The 25,176-nt window shown below is 44.4% G+C and carries 21 protein-coding genes and 2 tRNA genes; 5 read left to right on the top strand and 18 right to left on the bottom strand.

What is annotated here, in order from left to right; all coding sequences use genetic code 11:
• Positions 1-36: 36 nt before the first annotated feature.
• The 3 genes from NX845_RS17875 (at position 37) to NX845_RS17865 (ending at position 4,165) form a co-directional block, all read left to right on the top strand.
• The gene (locus NX845_RS17875; RefSeq protein ID WP_017084241.1) at positions 37-2,076 is read left to right on the top strand and encodes a bifunctional diguanylate cyclase/phosphodiesterase; all 2,040 of its coding nucleotides are present in this window, start codon (positions 37-39) and stop codon (positions 2,074-2,076) included.
• Positions 2,077-2,254: 178 nt separating this feature from the next.
• Positions 2,255-3,268 carry a peptidase U32 family protein gene (locus NX845_RS17870; RefSeq protein ID WP_065682523.1) on the top strand — a complete coding sequence of 338 codons (1,014 nt, stop codon included), beginning with the start codon at positions 2,255-2,257 and terminating at the stop codon, positions 3,266-3,268.
• A gap of 18 nt (positions 3,269-3,286) precedes the next feature.
• Entirely contained in the window at positions 3,287-4,165 is an 879-nt protein-coding gene (locus NX845_RS17865; RefSeq protein WP_065205110.1) for a U32 family peptidase, read from the top strand.
• Positions 4,166-4,251: 86 nt separating this feature from the next.
• On the opposite strand, the gene NX845_RS17860 is transcribed toward NX845_RS17865, so the two are convergent.
• The 17 genes from NX845_RS17860 to rlmE form a co-directional block, all read right to left on the bottom strand.
• A complete protein-coding gene (locus NX845_RS17860; protein WP_017092486.1) occupies positions 4,252-5,589 on the bottom strand; it encodes an MATE family efflux transporter in 1,338 nt (445 codons plus the stop codon).
• Between the two features lie 89 nt (positions 5,590-5,678).
• On the bottom strand, positions 5,679-6,086 hold the full coding sequence (locus NX845_RS17855; protein WP_004734490.1) for a MarR family winged helix-turn-helix transcriptional regulator: 408 nt from the start codon (positions 6,084-6,086) through the stop codon (positions 5,679-5,681).
• A gap of 134 nt (positions 6,087-6,220) precedes the next feature.
• Complete coding sequence (gene nlpI / locus NX845_RS17850; protein WP_017084244.1) at positions 6,221-7,144, bottom strand: lipoprotein NlpI; 924 nt, start codon at positions 7,142-7,144, stop codon at positions 6,221-6,223.
• A 124-nt stretch (positions 7,145-7,268) separates the two neighbouring features.
• Positions 7,269-9,389 carry a polyribonucleotide nucleotidyltransferase gene (pnp, locus tag NX845_RS17845; protein WP_017094780.1) on the bottom strand — a complete coding sequence of 707 codons (2,121 nt, stop codon included), beginning with the start codon at positions 9,387-9,389 and terminating at the stop codon, positions 7,269-7,271.
• A gap of 379 nt (positions 9,390-9,768) precedes the next feature.
• Positions 9,769-10,038 carry a 30S ribosomal protein S15 gene (gene rpsO, locus NX845_RS17840; RefSeq protein ID WP_004734493.1) on the bottom strand — a complete coding sequence of 90 codons (270 nt, stop codon included), beginning with the start codon at positions 10,036-10,038 and terminating at the stop codon, positions 9,769-9,771.
• Positions 10,039-10,256: 218 nt separating this feature from the next.
• Positions 10,257-11,210 (bottom strand): tRNA pseudouridine(55) synthase TruB, encoded by a 954-nt coding sequence (truB, locus tag NX845_RS17835; RefSeq protein ID WP_017094781.1) that lies wholly within the window; start codon positions 11,208-11,210, stop codon positions 10,257-10,259.
• A complete protein-coding gene (gene rbfA / locus NX845_RS17830; protein ID WP_004734495.1) occupies positions 11,210-11,623 on the bottom strand; it encodes a 30S ribosome-binding factor RbfA in 414 nt (137 codons plus the stop codon). The genes truB and rbfA overlap by 1 nt, the downstream gene beginning before the upstream one ends.
• Before the next feature lie 134 nt (positions 11,624-11,757).
• The gene (gene infB, locus NX845_RS17825; protein ID WP_004734497.1) at positions 11,758-14,448 is read right to left on the bottom strand and encodes a translation initiation factor IF-2; all 2,691 of its coding nucleotides are present in this window, start codon (positions 14,446-14,448) and stop codon (positions 11,758-11,760) included.
• Between the two features lie 22 nt (positions 14,449-14,470).
• The gene (gene nusA, locus NX845_RS17820) at positions 14,471-15,958 is read right to left on the bottom strand and encodes a transcription termination factor NusA (protein WP_004734499.1); all 1,488 of its coding nucleotides are present in this window, start codon (positions 15,956-15,958) and stop codon (positions 14,471-14,473) included.
• A gap of 35 nt (positions 15,959-15,993) precedes the next feature.
• Entirely contained in the window at positions 15,994-16,449 is a 456-nt protein-coding gene (gene rimP, locus NX845_RS17815) for a ribosome maturation factor RimP (protein WP_004734501.1), read from the bottom strand.
• 237 nt (positions 16,450-16,686) lie between these two features.
• Positions 16,687-16,763 (bottom strand) — tRNA-Met (locus NX845_RS17810).
• A 53-nt stretch (positions 16,764-16,816) separates the two neighbouring features.
• Positions 16,817-16,901, bottom strand: a tRNA-Leu gene (locus NX845_RS17805).
• Between the two features lie 16 nt (positions 16,902-16,917).
• On the bottom strand, positions 16,918-17,250 hold the full coding sequence (secG, locus tag NX845_RS17800; protein ID WP_004734504.1) for a preprotein translocase subunit SecG: 333 nt from the start codon (positions 17,248-17,250) through the stop codon (positions 16,918-16,920).
• Positions 17,251-17,543: 293 nt separating this feature from the next.
• Positions 17,544-18,884, bottom strand: coding sequence for a phosphoglucosamine mutase (glmM, locus tag NX845_RS17795; protein ID WP_017087432.1), 1,341 nt, complete (start codon positions 18,882-18,884; stop codon positions 17,544-17,546).
• Positions 18,885-18,905: 21 nt separating this feature from the next.
• Positions 18,906-19,736: a dihydropteroate synthase gene (folP, locus tag NX845_RS17790; protein ID WP_260257033.1), complete on the bottom strand. Its 831-nt coding sequence runs from the start codon at positions 19,734-19,736 to the stop codon at positions 18,906-18,908.
• Positions 19,737-19,826: 90 nt separating this feature from the next.
• The gene (ftsH, locus tag NX845_RS17785) at positions 19,827-21,803 is read right to left on the bottom strand and encodes an ATP-dependent zinc metalloprotease FtsH (RefSeq protein WP_029222733.1); all 1,977 of its coding nucleotides are present in this window, start codon (positions 21,801-21,803) and stop codon (positions 19,827-19,829) included.
• Positions 21,804-21,910: 107 nt separating this feature from the next.
• Positions 21,911-22,540 (bottom strand): 23S rRNA (uridine(2552)-2'-O)-methyltransferase RlmE, encoded by a 630-nt coding sequence (rlmE, locus tag NX845_RS17780; protein ID WP_004734508.1) that lies wholly within the window; start codon positions 22,538-22,540, stop codon positions 21,911-21,913.
• Positions 22,541-22,654: 114 nt separating this feature from the next.
• On the opposite strand from rlmE, the gene yhbY reads away from it, so the two are divergent.
• Positions 22,655-22,951, top strand: a complete 297-nt coding sequence (gene yhbY, locus NX845_RS17775; RefSeq protein ID WP_004734509.1) for a ribosome assembly RNA-binding protein YhbY — start codon at positions 22,655-22,657, stop codon at positions 22,949-22,951.
• Between the two features lie 125 nt (positions 22,952-23,076).
• On the opposite strand, the gene greA is transcribed toward yhbY, so the two are convergent.
• Positions 23,077-23,550 carry a transcription elongation factor GreA gene (greA, locus tag NX845_RS17770; RefSeq protein WP_017079993.1) on the bottom strand — a complete coding sequence of 158 codons (474 nt, stop codon included), beginning with the start codon at positions 23,548-23,550 and terminating at the stop codon, positions 23,077-23,079.
• Between the two features lie 515 nt (positions 23,551-24,065).
• Here greA and NX845_RS17765 point away from each other — a divergent pair.
• The gene (locus tag NX845_RS17765) at positions 24,066-25,112 is read left to right on the top strand and encodes a porin (RefSeq protein ID WP_017087428.1); all 1,047 of its coding nucleotides are present in this window, start codon (positions 24,066-24,068) and stop codon (positions 25,110-25,112) included.
• Positions 25,113-25,176: the final 64 nt, after the last annotated feature.

Raw genomic sequence — 25,176 nt, 5'->3', positions numbered from 1 at the left:
GAATATTCAAGCTCTTGGAGAATTGGTAGTACTTTGATGCCTCCCCAGCAACTACAACATTGGTTTACCCAGCTAACAGCAAACAGTCCGTTCTTTTTTGCGGTACTTGACGCCCAACATAACTATTTTATGGTTAATGAGCGTTACTGCGATATTGCTGGTTTGAGTAAAACCGAGCTTGCTGGCATGAATGACCGCCAAACATTAGGTGAGCAATTCTACCAACACCTTAAGCCTTACTATGAGCGTGCATTCAATGGTGAAACGATTGAGGCTGAAGTCACTCTCAACGAAACTGACCTCGATACCAGCCTTCATTTCAGCCTATCTCCGCTGACAAATGGCAACAAAACCGACTACATTGTCTTTCATGCCTTCGACACATCAGAAAACCAAGTACTTGCCCGTTCTTTAGAAGAATCCGAAGCGAAATTCCACAAGCTATCTCACCTACTCCCTGACGGATTACTGTTAGTTGAAAGTGACTACATCTTGTCATCAAACCCAGCAGCAGCACGCTTGCTCGGCTTTAACTCCACCACCGAGTTAATTGGCGAAGAGTTGGGACGATTATTCATCGATGAACAAACCAAAACAGTCTTCAATAATAACCTCAGTTCTATTATTTCTGAGTCTGGTTTGGTTTGCTTAACGGGTGCCCGATGCGGATTTGAACGTAAGGTTCAACTCAACATCGACTCCACCACTATTCTTGGAAGTAACACTCAGCTGGTGCTTATCCAAGATGCACAAGAGACCACAAAGCAGTATACGCCTGCAAACAGTGAAGATGCCTACATCGATGCACTGACCAAGCTCTACAACCGAGTTGGGTTCACCAAACGTCTTGAGCAGTTCATTCAAAACGATACGCCAGTTGTGATGCTCTACTTAGATATTGATAACTTTAAGAATATCAATGATTCACTAGGTCATCATATTGGCGATAAAGTGATTAAAGAGGTTGCTTCACGCCTAAAACGTTTACTGCCTCGTCAGGCCGTTATTGGTCATTTAGGCGGGGATGAGTTTGGTATTATCCTGCCAGAACCTGAACATCAGCGAACGCCTGAAATGCTCGCTGAAAAGATCATTTCCCTGATCAATCAACCCTTCGATCTTCACCACTTTAGTAAGCGCTTAGCCTGCTCGATTGGCAGCGTGAGCTTCCCTCAAGATGGCACCGATGCTCGTATCTTGCTGCAAAATGCAGACACCGCAATGTATGAAGCGAAAGATCGTGGACGTAACCGCCTGATCAAGTTCAACGAACAGATGAACAAAGAAGCGCGTATGCGATTGTGGTTGGAGATAGAGCTACAAAAAGCACTGCAACAGAATGGACTTGAGGTTTGGTATCAACCTAAGGTCAACGCGCGTGATTTCACCATCAACGGTGCAGAAGCGTTAGTGCGCTGGAAGCACCCAGTAGAAGGCTACATCAGCCCTGCAGCATTCATCCCTGTAGCGGAACGAGCTGGTCTTATCGAACAGCTTGGTCGTGTAGTAATGCGTGAAGTGTTTGCCACGGTTAAGCGTTGGAAGATGCAAGGTATCCTTCCAGGTAGAGTGGCTATCAATTTGTCTCCCGAGCAATTTGGTAACCCGAAACTGATTGATTACGTTGAAAAGTTACTTCGTTCAACAGAGCTTGACCCTAGTGCTATTACGTTTGAGCTAACAGAAAGCGCGGTGATGAGTGATAGTGAACACACACTTCAAATGCTTAACGCTATAAAGAAACTCGGCTTTGCTTTATCTATCGATGATTTTGGTACGGGCTACTCTTCTCTGTCTTATTTGGCTCGCTTCCCAATTGATGAGCTTAAGATTGACCGTGCGTTTATCTCTGATATCGATACTCTGCCGAAACAAATTACAGTAATCGAAAACATCATCAACCTTGGTAAATCTCTCGATTTAACCGTAGTGGCAGAAGGCGTCGAAACCAGTGAACAAGCGACGCTTCTATCAAACCTCAACTGTAGCTCCATTCAAGGTTTCCACTTCTATCGTCCTCAACCAAAACAAGACGTCGAAGAGCTGTTTGCCCAAAATCGTCGCCATAAGAACTAGTACACGATTCAACTATCCCCCAGTCAAAAGCCACACCAAAGCACAAAAGCCTTACTAGTCAGTACCCCAAACGGAGTAAAAGCAGATTTATCCATCTAAACCTGCCTTACATCAATTCCGTCATTCATAATTCTTCATAAAATACTCGCTTCAATTTCATTCTACTGGTAGTGAGCAAATGGAACTCTTATGCCCAGCGGGTAACTTACCTGCTTTGAAAACCGCTATTGATTGTGGTGCGGATGCTGTCTATATCGGATTCAAAGACGATACCAATGCCCGACACTTTGCAGGCCTTAACTTTGCGGGTAAAAAGCTCGATCGTGCTGTGCAATATGTGCATGACCGCAACAAGAAAATTCACGTTGCCTTAAATACTTTTGCTCACCCAAATGGCTTCGAACGCTGGACAAATGCCGTAGACAACGCCGCCGATCTGGGTGTTGATGCACTGATCATTGCTGATATCGCAGTGCTTGAGTACGCAGCAAACAAATATCCAGAACTAGAATTGCATCTATCGGTTCAAGCTTCTGCAACCAATGCGGCTGCAATCGACTTCTACCACAAGAACTTCAATGTAAAGCGTGTGGTATTGCCTCGCGTATTGTCGATTCATCAGGTCAAACAGCTTTCTCGTAACATCACCTCTGACGTTGACCTTGAAGTATTCGCTTTTGGTAGTTTGTGTATCATGGCGGAAGGTCGTTGTTACCTCTCTTCATATATGACCGGCGAGTCACCCAATACCGTTGGTGCTTGTTCTCCAGCAAAATACGTTCGCTGGCAAGAAACAGAAACCGGCCTAGAATCACGCTTGAATGAGATTCTTATCGACAAGTACGTAGCCGGCGAAAACGCGGGCTACCCAACGCTGTGTAAAGGCCGCTTTGAAGCAGAGATCGATGGTGAGCGTAAACGCTATCACGCACTTGAAGAGCCAACCAGTCTCAACACACTGTCTATGCTGCCTGAGCTATTTGCTGCCAACGTTGCCTCAGTGAAAATTGAAGGTCGCCAACGTAGCCCTGCTTATGTCGAGCAAGTGACTCGTACTTGGCGTGCAGCTATCGACCGCTACTTAGCGAACCCAGAACAATACCAAGTGGAACAAGCTTGGAATGCGACACTGGCGAATGTATCTGAAGGTACACAAACCACGCTTGGCGCTTATCACCGTAAATGGCAATAGAGCCAAATGGAGAACTCAATGAAATACGCATTAGGCCCTCTTCTTTATTTTTGGCCAAAACAAGACGTTGAAAGCTTCTATGAACAAGCGAAATCAAGCTCTGCTGATATCATCTATCTAGGTGAAGCCGTGTGTTCAAAGCGTCGTGAGATGAAAGCAAAACACTGGATGGATATTGCCAAAGAGCTGTCGGCTTCAGGTAAGCAAGTCGTACTTTCCACCATGGCATTGCTAGAAGCACCAAGCGAAGTCAACATCATGAAGAAGTACATTGATAACGGTGACTTTGCGATTGAAGCCAACGACGTGTCTGCGATTCAATTAGCAAGCGAAAGCAGAGTGCCTTTTGTGGTTGGCCCGGCGGTTAACACCTACAACGCACGTACTCTGAACCTGTTCTTGAAACAAGGTATGACGCGTTGGTGTATGCCTGTTGAGCTTTCTCGCGAATGGCTAAGCAACGTAATGACACAGTGCGAAGAGCTTAATATCCGTAATAAGTTCGAAGTAGAAGTATTTAGCCACGGCTACCTACCGCTTGCTTACTCAGCACGATGCTTTACCGCTCGCGCAGAAAACAAAGCCAAAGACGATTGCGAAACCTGCTGCATCAAATACCCTACTGGCCTACAAGTCGATAGCCAAGAAGGCCAGTCTGTCTTTAACCTTAACGGTATTCAAACTCAATCAGGTTACTGCTACAACCTAGTCAATGATCTACCGAGCATGCATGACTTGGTTGATGTGGTTCGTTTAAGCCCATTGGGCATCGATACCTTCTCTGAAATCAATAACTTCAGAGCGAACGAACAAGGTCAAAACCCAAAGACCATTGAAAGCCGCCAATGCAACGGTTATTGGCATCAGCTTGCGGGTTTAGACGTTAAGAACATCTAGTACCTCGAATTGAACTAACCAGCAACAGATACAAAAAAGGTCTAGCAATCGCTAGACCTTTTTTTATTTAGCTCAAGAAAAGCGACCTATGCTGTCACTGTTTCTAGCGGCGCATCGTCGAGCTTCTTTACGTCTTTATAGAGCATAATCATAACCACTACGCTTAGCGCGATGTTAGACAGTGGATAGGCAATCCAGATCCCCGGCACACCGTACAATTTAGGCATGATGTACAAGAAAGGTAATTGGATAAGCATATTGCCTATCGTCACAAACATCGCTTTACTGCCTTTGTTCACCGCCTGATAGTAAGCACCCGCTACCACCAAGAAGCCATCAAGCGCCAGTGCAAACATGTGCAGTCGGATACCCAACACTGTGTACTCGACTAGCTGAGGTTCATCCGAACTAAACACAGAAACGAACTCACGTGGGAATGCGTTCAGCAGCAATACAAACGCGACACCGATCAATACTGAACTCACCATCGCAATCTTAAGTAACTTACGAATATTGGCTTGATTACGCGCACCATGGTTGTAGCTCACTAATGGCTGCATGCCGTTGGCGATACCTTCCGCTGTGAGATAATAAACCGTCACTATGTAGCCCAAAATAGCGTAAGCACCAATCATCAGCTGGTCGCCATATTGAGAGAACAAGGCATTGTGCAGCGCCACCATCATCGAACCATAAGCGTACATAAAGAAGCTCGAGGTACCAATGGCGAAGATTTCAGGAATCACCGATAACTTCAGTCTCAGTTCATTCCAACGTAAGCGTAAGTTTGCTCGACGTGAGAAAAAGTAAGCCAACCCCAAACCCGTTACCACAAACTGAGCAATTGCGGTTGCCAATGCAGCACCCTTCAACTCCCAACCAAGCTGCGCGATAAATAGGTAATCCAATACAATGTTAATCACCGCACCGACAATCATCAGTATGGTGGCCAAATTAGGACTGTCATCGTTACGCAGTAAAAACGGCATCGCGATAGAGCCTAAAGTGAAGACACTAGCTCCAATCAGAATATGTAAGTATTGCAGGCCTAGTTCATACACTCGCCCTTCAGCACCCTGCCAAAGCAAGAAGTTATCGGCAAACAGAAACAACAATCCAGAAACAATGGGGGTTATCGCCAACAACAATGTTAGACCGGTTGCTAAGATCTGCTTAGCGCCTTTGGTGTCTTTTTCGCCTTGACGGATCGAGACAAGCGCACCTGTCCCCACTCCCACAAGCATACCAATACCGAGGATCGACCCAATAACAGGCCACGCGACGTTAATGCCCGCAAGTCCATCGGCTCCGACATAACGGCCAATGAAAATACCATCCACCACTTGGTAAAGGCCATTAACTAACATGGCCGCTACGGTAGGAATTGTGTATCGCCAGAATTGACGACTAATTGAGTTACTCATTTCTTACTCTACTTTCTTCAGTGAGTCGCATATCAATGGGATATGACTCGTAAAACTAGTTAACAAGGCTAACTAAATATCTAAATTATTTATTTCAAAGCCTTGTTTAATAATAGGTTCAGCTGGTGGGATTCTTGCTCAGACAAGCGACTTTCCAGTATCTGTGCCATGACCTGATAGATTTTACTTTCTTCTTCCAAACCGACTTCAGCCTTTTGGGTCAAAATCACCAGCTTTGATCTCGCATCTTCAAGAGACGCTTTGCGCTCAACTAGACCTTTTCTTTCTAGCCTTTGAACCATAGTCGTCGCAGAAGGTTTTGTCACCTGCATCTCAATAGCGAGGTCTGTTAGTCGAATAGGCTCTAACGATGCTTGAATAACCTTCAAATAATCGTACTCATTGAAGCTCAACTGGCAGATAGGATCTTCATTAACTTGAGTTCGCCATATCTTAGAAGCAAAGCGTTCAATTTTTTCTAGATTTTGGTCCAGCATAGATTTCCAACCACAGAATTTACATTTAGTTAGCAAGGCTAACTATTTTAATCTTGTTTAAATAAAATGCAATCAAAAACGAGCATAAAAAAACCGCTGACAGGCAGCGGCTTTTCGGAATCAAAATGTATCGCTTACTTAGCGTTAGCTTCTTCTTCGGCCTCAGCCAACTTAACTTGCGCTAAATGCTCGGCTTTAAGCGTAGTGAAGATACGGCTTAACTCTAAGAAAGAGTAACGGTGTTCTACGTATTCATACACGTTAAAAGAAACCGCTAATTTGTACAAAGAGATAGCATTCGCGTAATCACCATTCATGTGGTGGCGCTTAGCAAGGTAGAAGTACGTTTCAGTCAGACGTTGAGCTAGGAGCGTATTGTCACGAGTCCCGGTTAGAATAGCTTTGAATGCCTGCTCTTCGGTAATATCGTCAAGCATGATCGCAACTAATACCCAGCCCCACTGTTCGTCACGGCTCTCGTAACGCTTTTGAAGATCAAGCTTTGCTTGTTCTGGCGTGAGTTCATGCTGAATGATGTAAAGCCACAGAGCGCGAAACGGATCGCTAGGATCATCGGCGTAGTGCTTGATCATCTCTTCATTGGCTAAGTCATAGCGCTCGCCATAGTAGAGTGCGATAGAGCGATTTCGTTCTGCATATGAGTTTGCAGGATCAAGCTCTAACGTAGAATCAAAAGATTCATAAGCGGCATCAAACTCCCCTACCTGCGTAAAGTAAACACCCAAAAGGTTGAAGATATCAGGTTGAGCGGGGTTCAATGAAAGAGACTGATTGAAATCAAGACGCGCTAAATCGCGCAGGCCAACGCTGTCGTAGTAATTACCACGCTCGAACAACATTTTAGCTCGAACTTCATCGTTCAAGTCTGGGCGCTGTAATAACTGACTAAGGCGCGCTATTTGCACTTCTTGCTGAACACTTGGTTGAAGCGGTACAGCCATTGGTGGATAAACCCAACGTGAGGTGTTATCTGATGTTGTCGCACAACCAGTTAGTACAAGCAGTAAACACATACTCGCGGTTTGAAACCATTTCACAAATAATTACTCCTGTTATGACCGCAATAAAAAAGGGGAGCGATATGCTCCCCTTTATAACATGCTTTTTTACCAATGGGTTAGAAATCACTAAAAAGCGATAATCCCATTAATAGGCTAAGAATTACTCAGCAGCAGGTGCTTCGCCTTCAGCTGGCGTTTCAACTGCTTCTTTCATGCTTAGACGTACACGGCCTTGACGGTCAATTTCAAGAACCTTAACTGGTACTTCTTGACCTTCAGTTAGGTAGTCAGATACTTTCTCAACACGCTTGTCAGCGATTTGAGAGATGTGTACTAGACCATCTTTACCTGGAAGGATAGTAACGAATGCACCGAAGTCAGCTAGACGAGCAACTTTACCTTGGTAAATGCGGCCAACTTCAACTTCAGCAGTGATCTCTTCGATACGACGGATAGCTTCTTGAGCAGCTGCGCCTTCAGTAGCAGCAATCTTGATTGTGCCATCGTCTTCGATTTCGATTGTAGTACCTGTTTCTTCACAAAGAGCACGGATAACTGCGCCGCCTTTACCGATAACATCTTTGATCTTATCAGAGCTGATTTTCATTGTGTGGATACGTGGAGCGAATTCAGAGATATCTTCACGAGCACCAGAGATAGCTTCATCCATTACAGAAAGGATGTGCTTACGTGCACCTTGCGCTTGGTTAAGAGCAATTTGCATGATCTCTTTAGTGATACCTTCGATCTTGATGTCCATTTGAAGTGCAGTGATACCAGCGTTAGTACCTGCTACTTTAAAGTCCATGTCACCTAGGTGATCTTCGTCGCCAAGGATGTCAGAAAGAACAACGAAATCGTCGCCTTCTTTAACAAGACCCATTGCGATACCCGCAACAGAAGCTTTGATTGGAACACCAGCATCCATAAGTGCTAGAGATGTACCACATACAGAAGCCATTGAAGAAGAACCGTTAGATTCTGTGATTTCCGATACAACACGAACTGTGTATGGGAATTCGTCAACAGAAGGCATTACCGCTTGGATACCACGTTTAGCAAGCTTACCGTGACCAATTTCACGACGCTTAGGAGAACCAACGAAACCAGTTTCACCTACACAGTATGGAGGGAAGTTGTAGTGTAGAAGGAAGTTATCTTTCTTCTCACCCATTAGGCTGTCGATGATTTGAGCATCACGTTGTGTACCAAGCGTTGCAGTAACAAGTGCTTGAGTTTCACCACGAGTGAATAGAGAAGAACCGTGTGTACGTGGAAGAACACCAGTACGTACGTCTAGCGCACGAACCATGTCTTTTTCACGGCCATCGATACGTGGGTTGCCAGCAATGATGCGGCTACGTACTACGTTTTTCTCTAGAGAACCAAGCATGCCGCGGATTTCGCGCTCATCTAGGTTTTCGTCTTGTGCAATTAGAGCTTCAACAGTGTCGCTCTTGATTGCGCCAACTTGCTCGTAACGCGCCATTTTCTCAGTGATCTGGTACGCGTCAGATAGACGTGTTTCAGCTTGCTCAGCAACTTTAGCTTTAAGCTCAGTGTTAATTGCTGGCGCTTCCCAGTTCCAAGATGGAGTTGCAACTTCAGCAGCAAACTCGTTGATTGCTTTGATTACAACTTGTTGTTGGTCGTGACCGTAAACAACAGCTGAAAGCATTTCTTCTTCAGATAGGTTATCTGCTTCAGATTCAACCATAAGTACTGCGCCTTCTGTACCAGACACAACTAGGTCTAGTTTAGAGTTTTCAAGCTCAGTATTTGATGGGTTAAGAACAAGTTCGCCGTCGATGTGACCAACACGTGCAGCACCGATAGGACCATTGAATGGTGCACCAGAGATAGCAAGAGCAGCAGACGTTGCGATCATTGTGATCATGTCTGGGTTTACGTCAGGGTTGATAGAAACAACCGTAGCGATAACTTGAACTTCGTTTTTAAACGCACTTGGGAAAAGTGGACGAATTGGACGGTCAATCAGACGAGCTGTTAGCGTTTCGCCTTCAGAAGGACGACCTTCACGCTTGAAGAAACCACCAGGGATTTTACCCGCAGCGTATGTACGCTCTTGGTAGTTAACTGTTAGAGGGAAGAAATCTTGGCCTGCAACAGCTTCTTTCTTAGCAACAACAGAAACGAATACTGATGTATCGTCCATAGTCGCCATTACAGCAGCAGTAGCTTGACGTGCCATTACGCCCGTTTCTAGAGTAACGGTGTGGTTACCGTACTGGAACGATTTTACAACTGGTTTTTCAAACATTGTATATCCTTAGCTCTAAAGTCATGACTTTAGATTAAGTGAAGATTGACTCAAGATATTACCAATCGCGACTAGTGAAAAGAGACTTGGGAATGATGCTTCTTTGTATGAGTTCATACGCCGAATTAAGACCAAATCCGCCTTTGAATAGTCGCGACCTATTGGCCGACATCTGTGACTGTAACGTCTTGAGAGGTTGATTGCCCAGCGTTGAAAACGCATAGGCGGGCGTAGTATAAACTATTTTTATTAGGAGAGATATTTCCTATCAGAAAAAGCCAGATGATATTCTGTGCATCCGGCCAAACATTTTCTTACAGGCACAAAAAAAGGAGCATAAATGCTCCTTTTCTTCAAACTGTCTTTGCAGACATCGCTATTAGCGACGTAGGCCTAGACGCTTGATTAGATCTTGGTAACGAGTAAGGTTTTTGCCTTTCAAGTAATCAAGAAGCTTACGACGGCTAGAAACCATACGTAATAGACCACGACGGCTGTGGTGATCGTGTTTGTGCGCTTTGAAGTGACCTTGTAGGTGGTTGATAGAAGCAGTAAGTAGTGCTACTTGTACTTCTGGTGAACCTGTGTCGCCTTCAGATTGTGCGTATTCTGCAACGATTGCTGCTTTAGTTTCTGCATTCAGAGACATAAATCTCTCCTGATAAGAGTAAGTTTATATTTGTAGCAGCCAATCTCTGATTCAGCCGCTACGCGAGCCGAGGATTATAGGGAAGTTTACGAGTTGGTGCAATAACAATCGAACTGGTGAAAAACGAAAAAAGCGAACCATTAAAATTAAGGGCTCGCTTTCTGTATTATTGATTCGCTTTTCCAGGCTAAGCGCCAATACCTAATTAGGTTTCAGCGTTACGCTTGTGGCTCTTCATCTCTGAAAACAACCAAACGCTTAGGTGCAACTCGGCCATCTTCAGCAATTTGAGCAACGCCAACAAACAGCTTCTCTGCACCGCTTGTCATACGAACGGTACCTTCAGCAGGAGCGCCTGCGACTTGAACGGGCATACCGTGCTGAACAAGATCAGTCAGTTCCGCATTCAAGTTAACTTCAGGTAAGTCTTCTACAGCGGTGTCCATTGGCATTAACAATGGATCAAGCAACTCTTTAGGAGCAATTTCTTGCGCTTGTGCTTGCTCTAGAATTTCGTTCAACTGTTCTAAGGTAACCATGCGTTCATACGGGTACTTTGCAACACCAGTACGACGAAGCATTGTCACGTGAGCACCACAACCTAGCATTTCACCAAGATCGTCGGTAATTGTACGGATGTAAGTACCTTTAGAACAATGCACTTCCATCTCAACTTCATCACCTTCAAAGCGAAGTAGCTCAATAGAATACACAGTGATCTTGCGAGACTCACGAGGCACTTCGATACCTGCACGTGCATATTCATACAAAGGCTTACCTTGATACTTCAATGCTGAGAACATTGATGGAATCTGGTCGGTTTCACCTTTGAAGCTTGCAATGCAGCGTTCAAGTTGCTCTTGAGTCACGTTAATTTCACGCGTTTCAACCACTTCACCATCAGAATCTGAGGTGTTGGTACGCTCACCAAGCTTCGCGACAACAACGTAGCGCTTATCAGAATCTAGAAGAAACTGAGAGAACTTCGTTGCTTCACCAAGACAAATTGGCAGCATGCCAGTCGCAAGAGGATCCAGAGCACCGGTGTGCCCTGCCTTCTCTGCAAAGTAAATACGCTTTACTTTTTGCAGTGCATCATTAGATGAAATGCCTGTTGGCTTATCTAACAGAATTACCCCATTTATAGGGCGACCTTTACGACGGCGAGCCATTACTCTTCATCCTTAGACTGAGTTTCGTCAGTGCGGCCAGATTCTTCTTGCTTACGCTTGTCATCGTTCAGTACTTCACTTACTAGGTTAGACATACGCATGCCTTCTACCAATGTGTTGTCGTAAGTAAAACGAACTTCAGGTGTTAGACGGTGACGAATACGCTTGCCAAGAGCCATACGAACTGGCACTTCATGCTCTTTAAGAGCAGCAAGACATGATTCAGGTGTTTGCTCACCGATACATAGGAAAGTCACGAACACTTTTGCGTATGCAAGGTCACGAGACACTTCTACATCTGAAATAGTTACCATACCAATGCGTGAGTCACGAACTTCACGTTGGAGGATAAGTGCGAGCTCTTTTTGAAGCTGCTGAGACACACGTTGTGTGCGGCTAAATTCTTTTGACATTTTCTTTTCTCACTTAGAAAGATGGGGGGCTTGGTAATTACCAGCCCCCCATGGTGTATTCAACAACCGATTACTTATTACCTTTACAGGTAATGTTAGTAACCTTAGTCAATATGTCGAGTCGTACTGACTGGTTAGTCTAGAGTACGTTTAACTTCAACAATTTCGAATACTTCGATCTGGTCACCAACGCGAACGTCGTTGTAGTTCTTAACGCCGATACCACACTCGTAACCATTTTTAACTTCTTGAACGTCATCTTTAAAGCGACGAAGTGACTCTAGTTCACCTTCGTAGATAACAACGTTTTCGCGAAGTACGCGGATTGGGCTGCTACGCTTAATCGTACCTTCAGTAACGATACAACCAGCGATTGCACCAAGTTTAGGCGACTTAAATACGTCACGAACTTGAGCAAGACCAATGATCTCTTGACGGAATTCAGGAGCAAGCATACCGCCCATCGCCTGTTTCACTTCGTCGATCAGTTGGTAAATGATTGAGTAGTAACGTAGATCTAGGTTTTCATTCTGAACAGTACCACGCGCAGTTGCGTCAGCACGAACGTTGAAACCAAGGATGATAGCGTTAGAAGCAGCTGCAAGAGTTGCATCAGTTTCCGTAATACCACCAACACCAGAACCTACGATGTTAACTTTAACTTCGTCAGTTGACAGTTTCAGTAGAGAGTCAGCAATTGCTTCTACAGAACCTTGAACGTCAGCTTTAAGTACAACGTTAAGTTCAGCAACTTCACCAGCCGTCATATTCGCGAACATGTTCTCTAGTTTCGCTTTTTGTTGGCGAGCTAGTTTAACATCACGGAATTTACCTTGACGGTAGTTCGCAACTTCACGCGCTTTACGCTCATCACGTACAACCGTTGCTTCATCACCTGAAGCAGGAACGCCAGAAAGACCTAGAATTTCTACAGGGATAGATGGACCTGCAGTTTCGATGTCTTTACCGTTTTCATCGCGCATTGCACGAACACGGCCGTACTCTTGACCACAAAGAACGATATCGCCTTTGTTAAGAGTACCAGACTGTACTAGTACTGTTGCAACTGGACCGCGGCCTTTATCAAGACGAGATTCAACAACAACACCAGATGCCATGCCTTCTTTAACCGCTGTAAGCTCAAGAACTTCAGACTGAAGAAGGATAGCTTCTAGAAGACCATCGATGTTTGTACCCTGTTTTGCAGAGATGTGAACGAAGATGTTCTCACCGCCCCATTCTTCAGGGATAACGTCGTATTGAGCTAGCTCATTCTTAACGTTGTCTGGGTTTGCACCCTCTTTGTCGATCTTGTTCACAGCAACAATCAGAGGAACGCCTGCCGCTTTCGCGTGCTGGATTGCTTCGATTGTTTGTGGCATTACGCCATCATCAGCGGCAACAACAAGTACAACGATATCTGTCGCTTGAGCACCACGAGCACGCATAGCTGTAAACGCCGCGTGTCCAGGAGTATCAAGGAACGTGATCATGCCGTTGTCAGTATCTACGTGGTAAGCACCAATGTGCTGTGTGATACCGCCAGCTTCGCCAGACGCAACGTGTGCTTTACGAATGTAATCAAGTGTAGAAGTTTTACCGTGGTCAACGTGACCCATGATAGTAACAACAGGAGCACGACCTTCTGCGACAGCATCGCTATCACGGTCAGCTAGCACTGCTTCTTCTAGTTCGTTTTCTTTACGTAGGATAACCTTGTGACCCATTTCTTCAGCAACAAGTTGTGCTGTTTCTTGGTCGATCACTTGGTTGATAGTCGCCATAGCGCCCATCTTCATCATTACTTTGATAACTTCAGTTGCTTTAACTGACATTTTGCTAGCCAGTTCAGAAACAACGATAGTTTCGCCAATAGCAACATCAGATTTAGCAACAGTTGCTGACTTATCAAAGCCTTGCTGCATTGAAGTTGGTTTAGCAAGCTTACCTTTACCGCCACGACCACGTTGGTTACGACCACCACGGTTGTTGCCAGGTTGAGCTGCTGGAGCAGGTTTCTTCTTGCGACGACGAGGAGCTTTCTCATCTTTTTTATCAGCCGCATCTTCTGCTTCACGAGCATAAGTAGAAGTAGTCACATGGTAATCCGCAGATTTCTCTTGCTCTTTCTTCTTCTTCTCTTCTTCAGACCAACGTTCTTGGTTCTCTTCTGCTAACTTACGAGCTTCCTCAACAAGCTTAGCTGCTTCAGCTTCGGCTTTACGAGTTGCTTCTTGCTCTTGACGAGTTTTAAGTTCATCCGCTTCTTTTTTCGCTTGTGCGTTAGCGTCTGCATTTTTTGAATTCATGTCTTTTTTAGCCTTTTCAGCTTGTGCGCGTTGAGCCTTCTCTTCAGAATCACGTTTTGCATCCGCTTCACGTGTTACTTTTTCTTCGGCTTCGCGCTGTGCTTTCTCTGCAGCATCACGTTTCGCTTGCTCTTCAGCATCGCGTTGTGCTTTCTCTTCCACTTCACGATTAGCTACTTCCTCAGCTTCACGTTTCGCTTCATCTTCAATAGTGCTGCGCTTCACGTAAGTACGCTTTTTACGTACCTCTACTTGAACATCCTTACTCTTACCGCCTCCAGCAGCAACACTTAGCGTGCTGCGGGTCTTGCGTTGAAGAGTTAAACGAGTCGGTTCTGTTTCGCCAGAAGTATCGCCATGCTCCTTTTTAAGGTGCGTTAGCAATGTTTGCTTCTCTGAATCAGTCACTTGATCCGACCCTGCTTTCTTCATTCCTGCATCAGCAAGTTGTTCAATTAAGCGGTCAACTGGCGTACCAATCTCTTCACTCAGTGCTTTAACTGTTAATTGTGTCATACCGCTTTCTCTCCTTGCTGAATTATTCTTCGTCGCCGAACCAACAGATGTTACGCGCAGCCATAATCAGCTCGCCTGCTCGCTCTGCAGTTAGGTCTTCGATGCCTTCTAGTTCATCAACGCCTTGGTCAGCTAGGTCTTCCAATGTCGCAACGCCTTTTGCTGCTAGCTTGTAAGCCATTTCACGCTCAAGACCTTCAAGTGCAAGTAAGTCTTCAGCAGGCTCAACACCGTCGAAAGTCTCTTCTTTCGCTAGCGCTAGAGTAGTCAGTGCGTCTTTCGCGCGGTTACGTAGTTCTTCAACGATACCTTCGTCTAGACCGTCGACTTCAAGAAGCTCGTTCACAGGAACGTATGCCACTTCTTCAAGTGTAGAGAAGCCTTCTTCAACAAGCATTTGAGCAAAGTCTTCTTCAATGTCTAGGTGCTTCATGAAGTTTTCAATAGAAGCAACGGCTTCTTCTTGGTGCTTCTTCTCTAGATCAGCAACAGTCATTACATTCAGTTCCCAACCCGTTAGTTGAGAAGCTAGACGTACGTTTTGACCGCTACGGCCAATCGCTTGTGCCAGGTTATCGGCTTCAACAGCGATATCCATAGAGTGTGCATCTTCATCAACGATGATTGAAGCAACATCAGCAGGCGCCATTGCGTTAATAACGAACTGAGCTGGGTTATCGTCCCAAAGAACGATATCGATACGCTCACCGCCAAGATCATTAGAAACAGCTTGTACACGTGCACCACGCATACCAACACACGCACCAACAGGGTCAATACGTTTGTCGTTTGTTTTCACAGCGATTTTAGCACGAGAACCAGCGTCACGTGCAGCACCTTTAAGTTCAATTAGCTCTTCACCAATCTCAGGCACTTCAACGCGGAATAGTTCAGCTAGCATTTCTGGCTTCGAACGAGTAACGAAAAGCTGGAAACCTCGAGCTTCTGGTTTAACTGCGTAAAGAAGACCACGAACACGGTCACCTGGACGGAAGTTTTCACGAGGAAGTTGGTCGTCACGAAGGATTACCGCTTCAGCGTTGTTACCGAGGTCTAGAATAACTGTGTCACGGTTAACTTTCTTAACTGCGCCAGTTACGAGCTCGCCTTCGTTGTCAATAAACTGTTCAACGATTTGAGCACGTTCTGCTTCACGTACTTTCTGTACGATAACTTGCTTAGCCGTTTGAGTCGTAATACGGTCAAACGTTACTGATTCGATATCATCTTCAATGAAACCGCCAAGTTCGATCTCTGGATCATCGTACTTTGCAGCTTCAATAGAGATTTCTTTTGTTGGGAATTCAACTTCCTCAACAGCTTCCCAACGGCGGAAAGTTTCGAAATTACCCGTTTTACGGTCAATTTCTACACGAACTTCAATTTCTAATTCGCTTTTCTTTTTTGTTGCCGTTGCAAGCGCGATTTCAAGCGCTTCAAAAATACGCTCACGAGGAACTGCTTTCTCATTTGAAACAGCTTCTACTACCGCCAAAATTTCTTTGTTCATTAATCTAGCCTCTTAAGCTCTTCTCACTAGGAGAACTAAAATTTAGGGATCAGGTTAGCTTTTGCAATATTGCTCAGGACGAATTCTTCTTCTTGTCCTTCAACCAATACTTTCACTGTCTCGCCTTCGATAGATTGGATATCACCTTTCCATTTACGACGGTTGCCGACAGCCATTTTCAAAACGATGCTTACCTCGTGACCAATAAATTGTTGGTAATGCTCTGCTTTGAACAGTGGTCTCTCTAAACCTGGTGAAGACACTTCAAGGTTATAAGCCACTGAAATTGGATCTTCAACATCCATTACGGCACTTACTTGGTGACTAACCTCAGAGCAATCATCTACATTGATACCATTTGGTGAATCGATGTAAATACGTAGCGTTGAGTGCTCACCAGCACGAATAAATTCTAATCCAACTAACTCATAACCTGATGCTGCTACTGGAGCGTCAAGCATTTCAGTAAGTTGTCTCTCTAAACCAGTCATTTAACCACTCCAGAAACAAAAAAAGGGCTCAAAGCCCAATTTAAATTCCAAGCAAACATTATCATCTAAAGGCATTTACAAATGCTTAGATAACAAAAAACCCCGTATAAGCCGGGGTTTTTGTTGCTGGACCCTTATATGTTAAGTGTCATCACATTCGATATCACACTTAACTCACAGTGAGGTTCACACTGTGCAAACTTGCTACCAATACAAGCTATATAATAGCATTGAAATTGGTTGCGGGAGCCGGATTTGAACCGACGACCTTCGGGTTATGAGCCCGACGAGCTACCAAACTGCTCCATCCCGCGTCCGACTTGTGAGCATTATACGCCCAACAAGATGTTTTACAAGTTTGTAAACATGGTGCCGAGAGAGGGACTCGAACCCTCACACCCTAAGGCACTAGCACCTCATGCTAGCGTGTCTACCAATTTCACCATCTCGGCATCAAATCTTTGCAGCTTATTGTGGAATTTCGTCGCCTTGCGTCGGAACTTCACTCACTGCATCTTCAGCTTGCTGAATTACCTGACCTTGAGTCGGGTCAATCCATTGTGACTCAGTTTTATGTGTAGACATATTACCAAGCACTAAGCTAAGGATAAAAAATGTAGTTGCAAAAACTGCAGTCATTCGGGTAAGGAAATTTCCTGAGCCACCAGCACCAAACACAGTGTTTGAAGCGCCAGCACCGAAAGAGGCTCCCATATCTGCGCCTTTACCTTGTTGAATCAACACTAGGCCAATTACACCAAGCGCTGCCAACAGGTAAATCACAAGTAGAACTGTAAACATTTTTCCACCTATGTTCCTAATTGTTGAGCCAGCGCCGTTCAAAAAACTATTTTTGAGAACAAGGCTAGCGACCTCCTAACTGAAGGCCGAGCAATACTAGCGAATGCGACGATGGCTGACAAGGGGAATTTGCTAAAAAATAAGCCTTTACCAAGCGAATGGTTAAAAAAAGGTCAAAAGCGACACAAAACTCATTTACGTCTCTTTTGACCGTGATATCTCTTAACCGTGATACAAGTCAATCACTTCTAAGCACAGGTGCTATTCGTACGCCCGTTAAGTAAAAGGTTAAATTAGCAGTTTGCTTTTACTGCATCTGCGATCTTAAGCGCTGACGATTGAACAAGCTCAGCATCTTCGCCTTCAACCATGACACGCAGTAGTGGCTCGGTACCAGACTTGCGTAATAGCACACGACCTTTCTCGCCAAGCTCAGCTTCTACTTCTACAACCGCTGCTTTTACCGCTTCGGCTTCTAGTGGGTTTGAATCTCCGCTGAAACGAACGTTTTCTAGAACTTGAGGGTATAACGTCATGCCCTGAGACAGCTCATTCAGTGTCATTTCGCTATCAACAACTGAAGCCAACACTTGCAGAGCAGCAACGATAGCATCACCCGTCGTCACTTTATCCAATAGGATAACGTGACCCGAATTTTCTGCCCCGATCTTCCAGCCTTTAGCAAGAAGTTGCTCCATGACGTAACGGTCACCAACAGCAGCACGTACAAATGGAATACCTAATTGCTTAAGGCCATTTTCCATACCAAGGTTCGTCATTAGTGTACCAACAACGCCACCTTTCAACTCACCGCGACGCAGTGCATCACGAGCAATGATGTAAGCAATTTGGTCACCATCAACTTTGTTGCCTAGCTCGTCAACCATGATGATACGGTCACCGTCACCATCAAAGCCTAGGCCTAGAGCTGCTTTTTCTTCAAGTACTTTAGCTTGCAGAGCACGCACATCTGTCGCACCCACTTCGTGGTTGATGTTAGTACCATTTGGCTCAACACCCATTGCAATCACTTCAGCGCCCAACTCTTTAAATACCGCTGGCGCAATGTGGTAAGTCGCACCATGTGCGCAATCCACCACAATTTTCATGCCCGCTAACGTCATTTTGTGTGGGAATGTACTTTTACAAAATTCAATATAACGGCCAGCTGCATCATTTAAGCGTACAGCTTTACCCAATGCAGAAGATTCCACGCACTCGATATCTTTATCTAGTTCAGCTTCGATAGCCAACTCAATGTCATCCGACAATTTAGTGCCTTCAGAAGAGAAGAACTTAATGCCGTTGTCATAGAAAGGGTTATGCGATGCAGAGATAACGATACCAGCTTCAGCACGGAAAGTTTGTGTTAAGTAAGCAACAGCAGGTGTTGGCATTGGGCCAGTAAACGTAGCCTGAAGACCCGCAGCAGCAAGGCCAGCTTCTAACGCAGACTCAAGCATATAGCCAGAGATACGAGTATCTTTACCAATGATCACTTTCTTGGTGCCCTGCTTCGCAAGAACACGACCTGCAGCCCAGCCAAGCTTCAGAACAAAATCAGGTGTAATCGGGTATTGGCCAACTTTGCCACGTACACCATCTGTGCCGAAGTAACGTCTTTTATCAGACATATTGATTTTCCTTAATTATTATTAGTGATTGTTATTCATCACTTCGATTATCTTCATCGCTTCCAATGTATCTTCAACATCGTGAACGCGAATAATTTGTGCGCCTTTCATTGCTGCGATAGTCGCGCAAGTGACACTGGCTACCATGCAATCTGCAGGGGCCTTGTCCAGTAGCTTAAAGATCATCGATTTTCTCGACATCCCAGCTAAAACTGGCAACCCAAGCGTATGAAATTTTTCAAGGTGCGCTAATAGGTGGTAATTGTGTTCAATGGTTTTACCAAAACCAAAACCAGGATCCAGAATCAGCTGTTCTTTTGAGATGCCTACAGCCTCACAAGCTTTCACTCTTTCTTGTAGGAATGCTTCAACATCCATTAAAACATCGTCGTAAACTGGGCTAGCTTGCATGGTTCTTGGTTGGCCTTTCATGTGCATTAAGCAAACAGGAACATTAGCCTCAGCGGCAGCTTGTAGGGCACCTGGCTCTTGTAAAGCGCGTACATCATTGATCAAATCAGCACCCGCTTCAACAGCTTGGCGCATCACTTCCGCTTTGCTGGTATCAATAGAAATCCAAACATCAAACTTGGCACGAATCGCTTTAATTGCAGGAATAACTCGAGCGAGCTCTTCCTCTAAGGAAACGTCCGGTGCTCCAGGACGAGTCGATTCACCTCCAATATCAATAATGCTAACGCCGGCTTGAATCATTCGTTCAGCTTGCAGCAATGCATTGTCTAATGAGTTGAATTTTCCGCCATCAGAGAAAGAATCAGGCGTGACATTGAGGATACCCATTACATGTGGGCGATCTAAAACGAGCGTTTTATTATTTGCTTTTAATATCATGAAAGGCAGGTCTTAAAGAGTAAAAAACACTTTAGGCTATAAACAGAAAAACCCTGAGCGTACTCAGGGTTTTAATTTATAGCTTAGCGATTAAGAATCTTTGTTTTGAGTATCATCTGATTCAGATTTAACTTCTTCAACTTTCGACTCTTCAGCTTCTGGTTCGGCTTTAGCTTGTTCTTCAGATTTAACTTCAGCTTCAGGCTTGGCTTCTTCCTTTTCAGGTTCTGCTTTTACTTGCTCCCCCCAACCAGCAGGCTCACGGATCTCGGTTTTACGATCCATCAAATCATCAATTTGACCCGCATCAATCGTTTCATACTTCATTAATGCATCTTTCATTGAGTGCATTAAATCCATATTGTCTTCGAGTATTTGTTTCGCTCGAGCGTAATTACGATCAATTAGGATACGAATCTCTTCATCGATAAGTCGAGTGGTTTCATCCGAGACGTGTTTCGCTTTGCTCATTCCGCGGCCTAAGAAAACTTCACCTTCTTCTTCTGCATAAAGAAGAGGGCCTAGTTTTTCAGAGAAGCCCCATTGAGTCACCATCTTACGAGCAATATCAGTGGCACGTTCAATATCGTTTGATGCACCTGTCGATACCTTGTCTGAACCGTAAATCAATTCCTCAGCAAGACGACCACCGTATAGGCTAGAAATCATCGATTCTAGGTGTTGACGGTTCATACTTACACGATCTTGTTCTGGTAAATACATAGTAACACCAAGCGCTCGACCACGAGGGATGATAGATACTTTGTACACTGGATCGTGCTCAGGCACTAAACGACCAACAATTGCATGACCAGCTTCATGGTAAGCCGTCGATTCTTTCGTTTCTTCAGTCAGAACCATTGAACGGCGCTCAGCACCCATCATGATTTTGTCTTTCGCTAATTCAAACTCAACCATCGATACATTGCGTTTGTTACCGCGAGCAGCGAATAGAGCCGCTTCGTTCACAAGGTTCGCAAGGTCTGCACCAGAGAAACCGGGTGTACCGCGAGCAATCAGAGATGGTTCAACATCGCCTGATAGTGGAACCTTACGCATGTGTACTTTAAGAATCTGTTCACGACCACGTACATCTGGTAGACCAACCACCACTTGACGGTCAAAACGGCCTGGACGAAGCAATGCTGGGTCAAGTACGTCTGGACGGTTAGTCGCAGCGATAACGATAATACCTTCGTTACCTTCGAAACCATCCATCTCAACCAGCATTTGGTTTAGTGTTTGTTCACGCTCATCGTGACCACCACCAACACCAGCGCCACGCTGACGACCAACAGCATCGATTTCATCGATAAAGATAATACAAGGCGCTGCTTTCTTCGCTTGTTCGAACATGTCACGCACACGAGATGCACCGACACCAACAAACATTTCAACGAAGTCAGAACCTGAGATAGTAAAGAATGGTACTTTCGCTTCACCAGCAATTGCTTTTGCAAGCAATGTCTTACCAGTACCAGGAGGACCGACCAACAGGATACCTGTCGGGATCTTACCACCCAGTTTTTGGAAACGACTTGGGTCACGAAGATAATCAACAAGCTCTTTCACGTCTTCTTTTGCTTCGTCACAACCAGCAACATCAGCAAACATCGTTTTGATTTGTTCTTCGCTCATCATTCGAGCTTTGCTCTTACCAAAAGACATCGCGCCTTTACCGCCGCCGCCGCCTTGCATTTGACGCATGAAGAAAATCCACACACCAATCAGTAAGATCATTGGGAACCATGAGATGAAGATAGTGCCAAGCAGGCTCTGCTCTTCAGGTGGTGTACCCTGAACTTTTACGTTTTGATTAATTAAGTCATCAAGTAGCTTTTGATCATAAACAGGCATGTAAGTTACATACTTAGAGCCACCACCACGACGTGTGAAAGTGATCTCGCTGTTATTGAACTGTGCATCTTGAATCTGGCCTTGGCCAACTTCCTGTACAAATGTGGTGTAATCTACTGCTCTGCCGTTACTTTCCCCAGGGCCGAAGCTCTGGAATACCGACATCAACACTACCGCGATAACAAGCCACAGAATTAAATTTTTTGCCATGTCACTCAAGGTGTAAGCCTCTCGATAACTAATTGTAATTAAAGGTAGGGTACTACAGTTTGTAACCTGTAGCCATGTTGTTAACTCTCACTCTTGGAAGAGAATCGTTAACCTTTGTAACCAGTTGCTACGATAAACACTTCACGAGAGCGAGCTCGAGAAGAGTCGGGTTTTCTCACTTTGACTGTTTTAAACATCTCACGGACGTCCTTAACATATTGGTCAAACCCTTCGCCTTGGAATACTTTTACAACAAAACTACCATTGGTAGCTAGAACTTGTCGACACATATCCAAAGCTAATTCAACTAAATACATAGCTCTCGGCTGATCCACAGAATTGTTGCCTGCTATATTAGGTGCCATATCAGACATCACTACATCAACCATGTTTGGTTGTATACGTTCCAACAAAGCATCTAGCACAGCTTCTTCGCGGAAATCGCCTTGTAAAAAGCTCACTCCAGCAATCGGATCCATAGGTAGCAAGTCACAAGCAATGATTTGACCGTTGTCTCCGATAATCTTAGCAGCATATTGAGACCAACCGCCAGGGGCTGCGCCCAAATCCACAATGGTCATCCCAGGAGTCAGCAATTTATCTTTCGTTTGAATCTCTTCCATTTTGAAATAAGCACGCGAACGATAGCCTCTTTTTCTTGCTTCATTTGCATACTTGTCGTCGAAGTGTTCCTTCAACCAACGGCCTGAACTGGCCGAGTGTTTCTGTTTGCTCATTGGATACCTAAACTGGAGGAAAGTACTAATTGCTGAATAAATTATAGTCTTCAGCTTTAGATGGCGTTAAAATAGGTTTTTTCAACCCTAATACTAAATAAAATTGGCCGCGTAATGAACCTAAGTACCAAACAAAAGCAGCATCTAAAGGGCCTAGCTCACAGTTTAAAACCTGTCGTGCTAATGGGCGCAAATGGACTTACTGAAGCTGTTCTAGCGGAAATCGAATTGGCTCTAGACCACCACGAACTGATCAAGATTAAAGTTGCATCAGAAGACCGTGAGACTAAGCAACTGATTATCGATGCAATTGTACGTGAATCTAAAGCTGAGAAAGTACAGACTATCGGTAAAGTTCTAGTACTGTTCCGTCAGTCAGAAGCACGTAAAATCGAGATTCCACGCAAATAAGCTAGTTTGACATCAAGCTAGCTCCACAATAAGAAAGCCACCGTGCTTATCTTTTAGTGTAGCGTGAGAAACGAAAAAGGTCGCATTAGCGACCTTTTTACTTATTAGAACCAAAGTAAATTCAATTAGATGTATTCTACTTTGTCGATTTCGAAATCTTTATCGCCGCCAGGTGTAGAGATTATAACCTCGTCACCTTCCATCTTACCAATAAGGCCACGAGCGATCGGTGATTTCACCGAAATGCGGCCAGTTTTGATTTCAGCTTCATCTTCAGAAACGATTTGGTAACGGAACTCTTCATCAGTATCTACGTCAATCAAAGTAACCGTAGTACCAAAGATAACCTTGCCTGTGTTATCCATTTGAGTTACGTCGATGATCTGAGCTAGCGATAGCTTGTATTCGATATCTCGAATTTGAGCTTCACAGATACCCTGCTCTTCACGAGCGGCGTGATATTCAGCGTTCTCTTTCAAGTCACCGAGTTCACGTGCTTCACCAATAGCTGCTGAAATAATAGGGCGTAGCTTAAGTAGGCGATCTAATTCGTCACGTAGCTTCTGAGCGCCACGTACTGTCATTGGAACCTTTTCCATTTTTTACCTCTATGCCAAAGCTTTCTTTGGCCAACATAAATCCACCCAACATAGTTATTGGGTGATAGAAACAAAACGATTTGGCTTAGTGTAAACAAACTTGATGGCTAAATCACCTTTATTCCACTTTGCGTTATAAAAGCTTTATCTAAGTCTAAATTACAGACATCACAAAAATGAATAGTAACCCACCCATCAATAAGTCAGCGATCAAATACCTAAAAAAAACAAAAACAAACCAAATAAACACAGATCACACTTTTATAAAAAATAAGTAAAAACAACAAGTTAAACAATAGTAAATATAATAAAACAGTGTTCATAATTTTTATTGATATCATTTTACTAACTGACTATGGAACTTTAGGGGTAAAAAGTACCTCATGAATTGCTCTGGCAAGTTTCACGCTTTTGTTCTAAGCATGATTATGAAGCTTGATTAATACGAGCAATACACAAAAAGGATTCAAATCCTTAATAAATACCTTTATGGACAGTAATTAGGAATTAATAACATGAACAAGACTATGATCGCGCTTGCTGTATCTGCTGCAGCTCTTGCTACTGGCGCTAACGCGGCAGAACTATACAACCAAGACGGTAACTCTGTTGAAATGGGCGGCCGAGCTGAAGCTCGTCTATCTATGAAAGATGGTAAAGCTGAAGATAAAACACGCATCCGTCTTAACTTCCTAGGTAAAGTAGAAATCCAAGACGGCCTATACGGTGTTGGTTTTTACGAAGGCGAATTCACAACTGCTGAAGACGGCGGCTCTACTGATAACAACGACGGTGACATCACAAACCGTTACACGTACGCCGGTCTAGGTGGTACATTCGGTGAAGTAACTTACGGTAAAAACGAAGGTGCTTTAGGCGTAATCACTGACTTCACAGATATCATGGCTTACCACGGTAATTCTGCTGCAGACAAACTAGCAGTAGCTGATCGTTCAGACAACATGATTTCTTACAAAGGTCAATTCCAAGACCTCAACCTTAAAGCTAGCTACCGTTTCGCAGATCGCGAAGACTCAACTCTAAATGGTTCTGGTTACACAGATAACGGTCAAGACGGCTACTCTCTTTCTGGTATCTACGCTATTGGCGATACTGGCGCAAAAGTAGGTGCTGGTTACGCAGATCAAGATAAGAACAATGAATACATGCTTTCTGGTTCTTACACTATGGGTGACCTATACTTCGCTGGTGTATTCACTGACGGTGAAAAAGATTTTGACCGCCAGTACAACTCTTCAAACGCTTCGAGCATTGGTAGCAAGTTCACAGGTGTTCAAGACTACACTGGTTACGAGCTAGCAGCAGCTTATACTCTTGGTCAGACTGTATTATCTACAACATACAACAACGCTGAGACAGGTAGCGACACATCTGCAGACAACATCGCAATTGACGCTACTTACTACTTCAAACCTAACTTCCGTGGCTACGTTTCATACAACTTCAACCTACTTGATGCTAATGATACTCTAGGTACAAGCACTGTTGGTAAGAAAGGCGCTGAAGACGAAGTTGCTCTAGGTATGCGTTACGACTTCTAATTCTGATTATCTAATTGATTAATTAGTTAATTGAGAATCAAAACGCCCGCTATCTAGCGGGCGT

The sequence above is a fragment of the Vibrio sp. NC2 genome (assembly GCF_025195005.1).
GTDB lineage: Bacteria > Pseudomonadota > Gammaproteobacteria > Enterobacterales > Vibrionaceae > Vibrio > Vibrio splendidus.
This window is presented reverse-complemented; position numbering and strand designations above follow the sequence as displayed.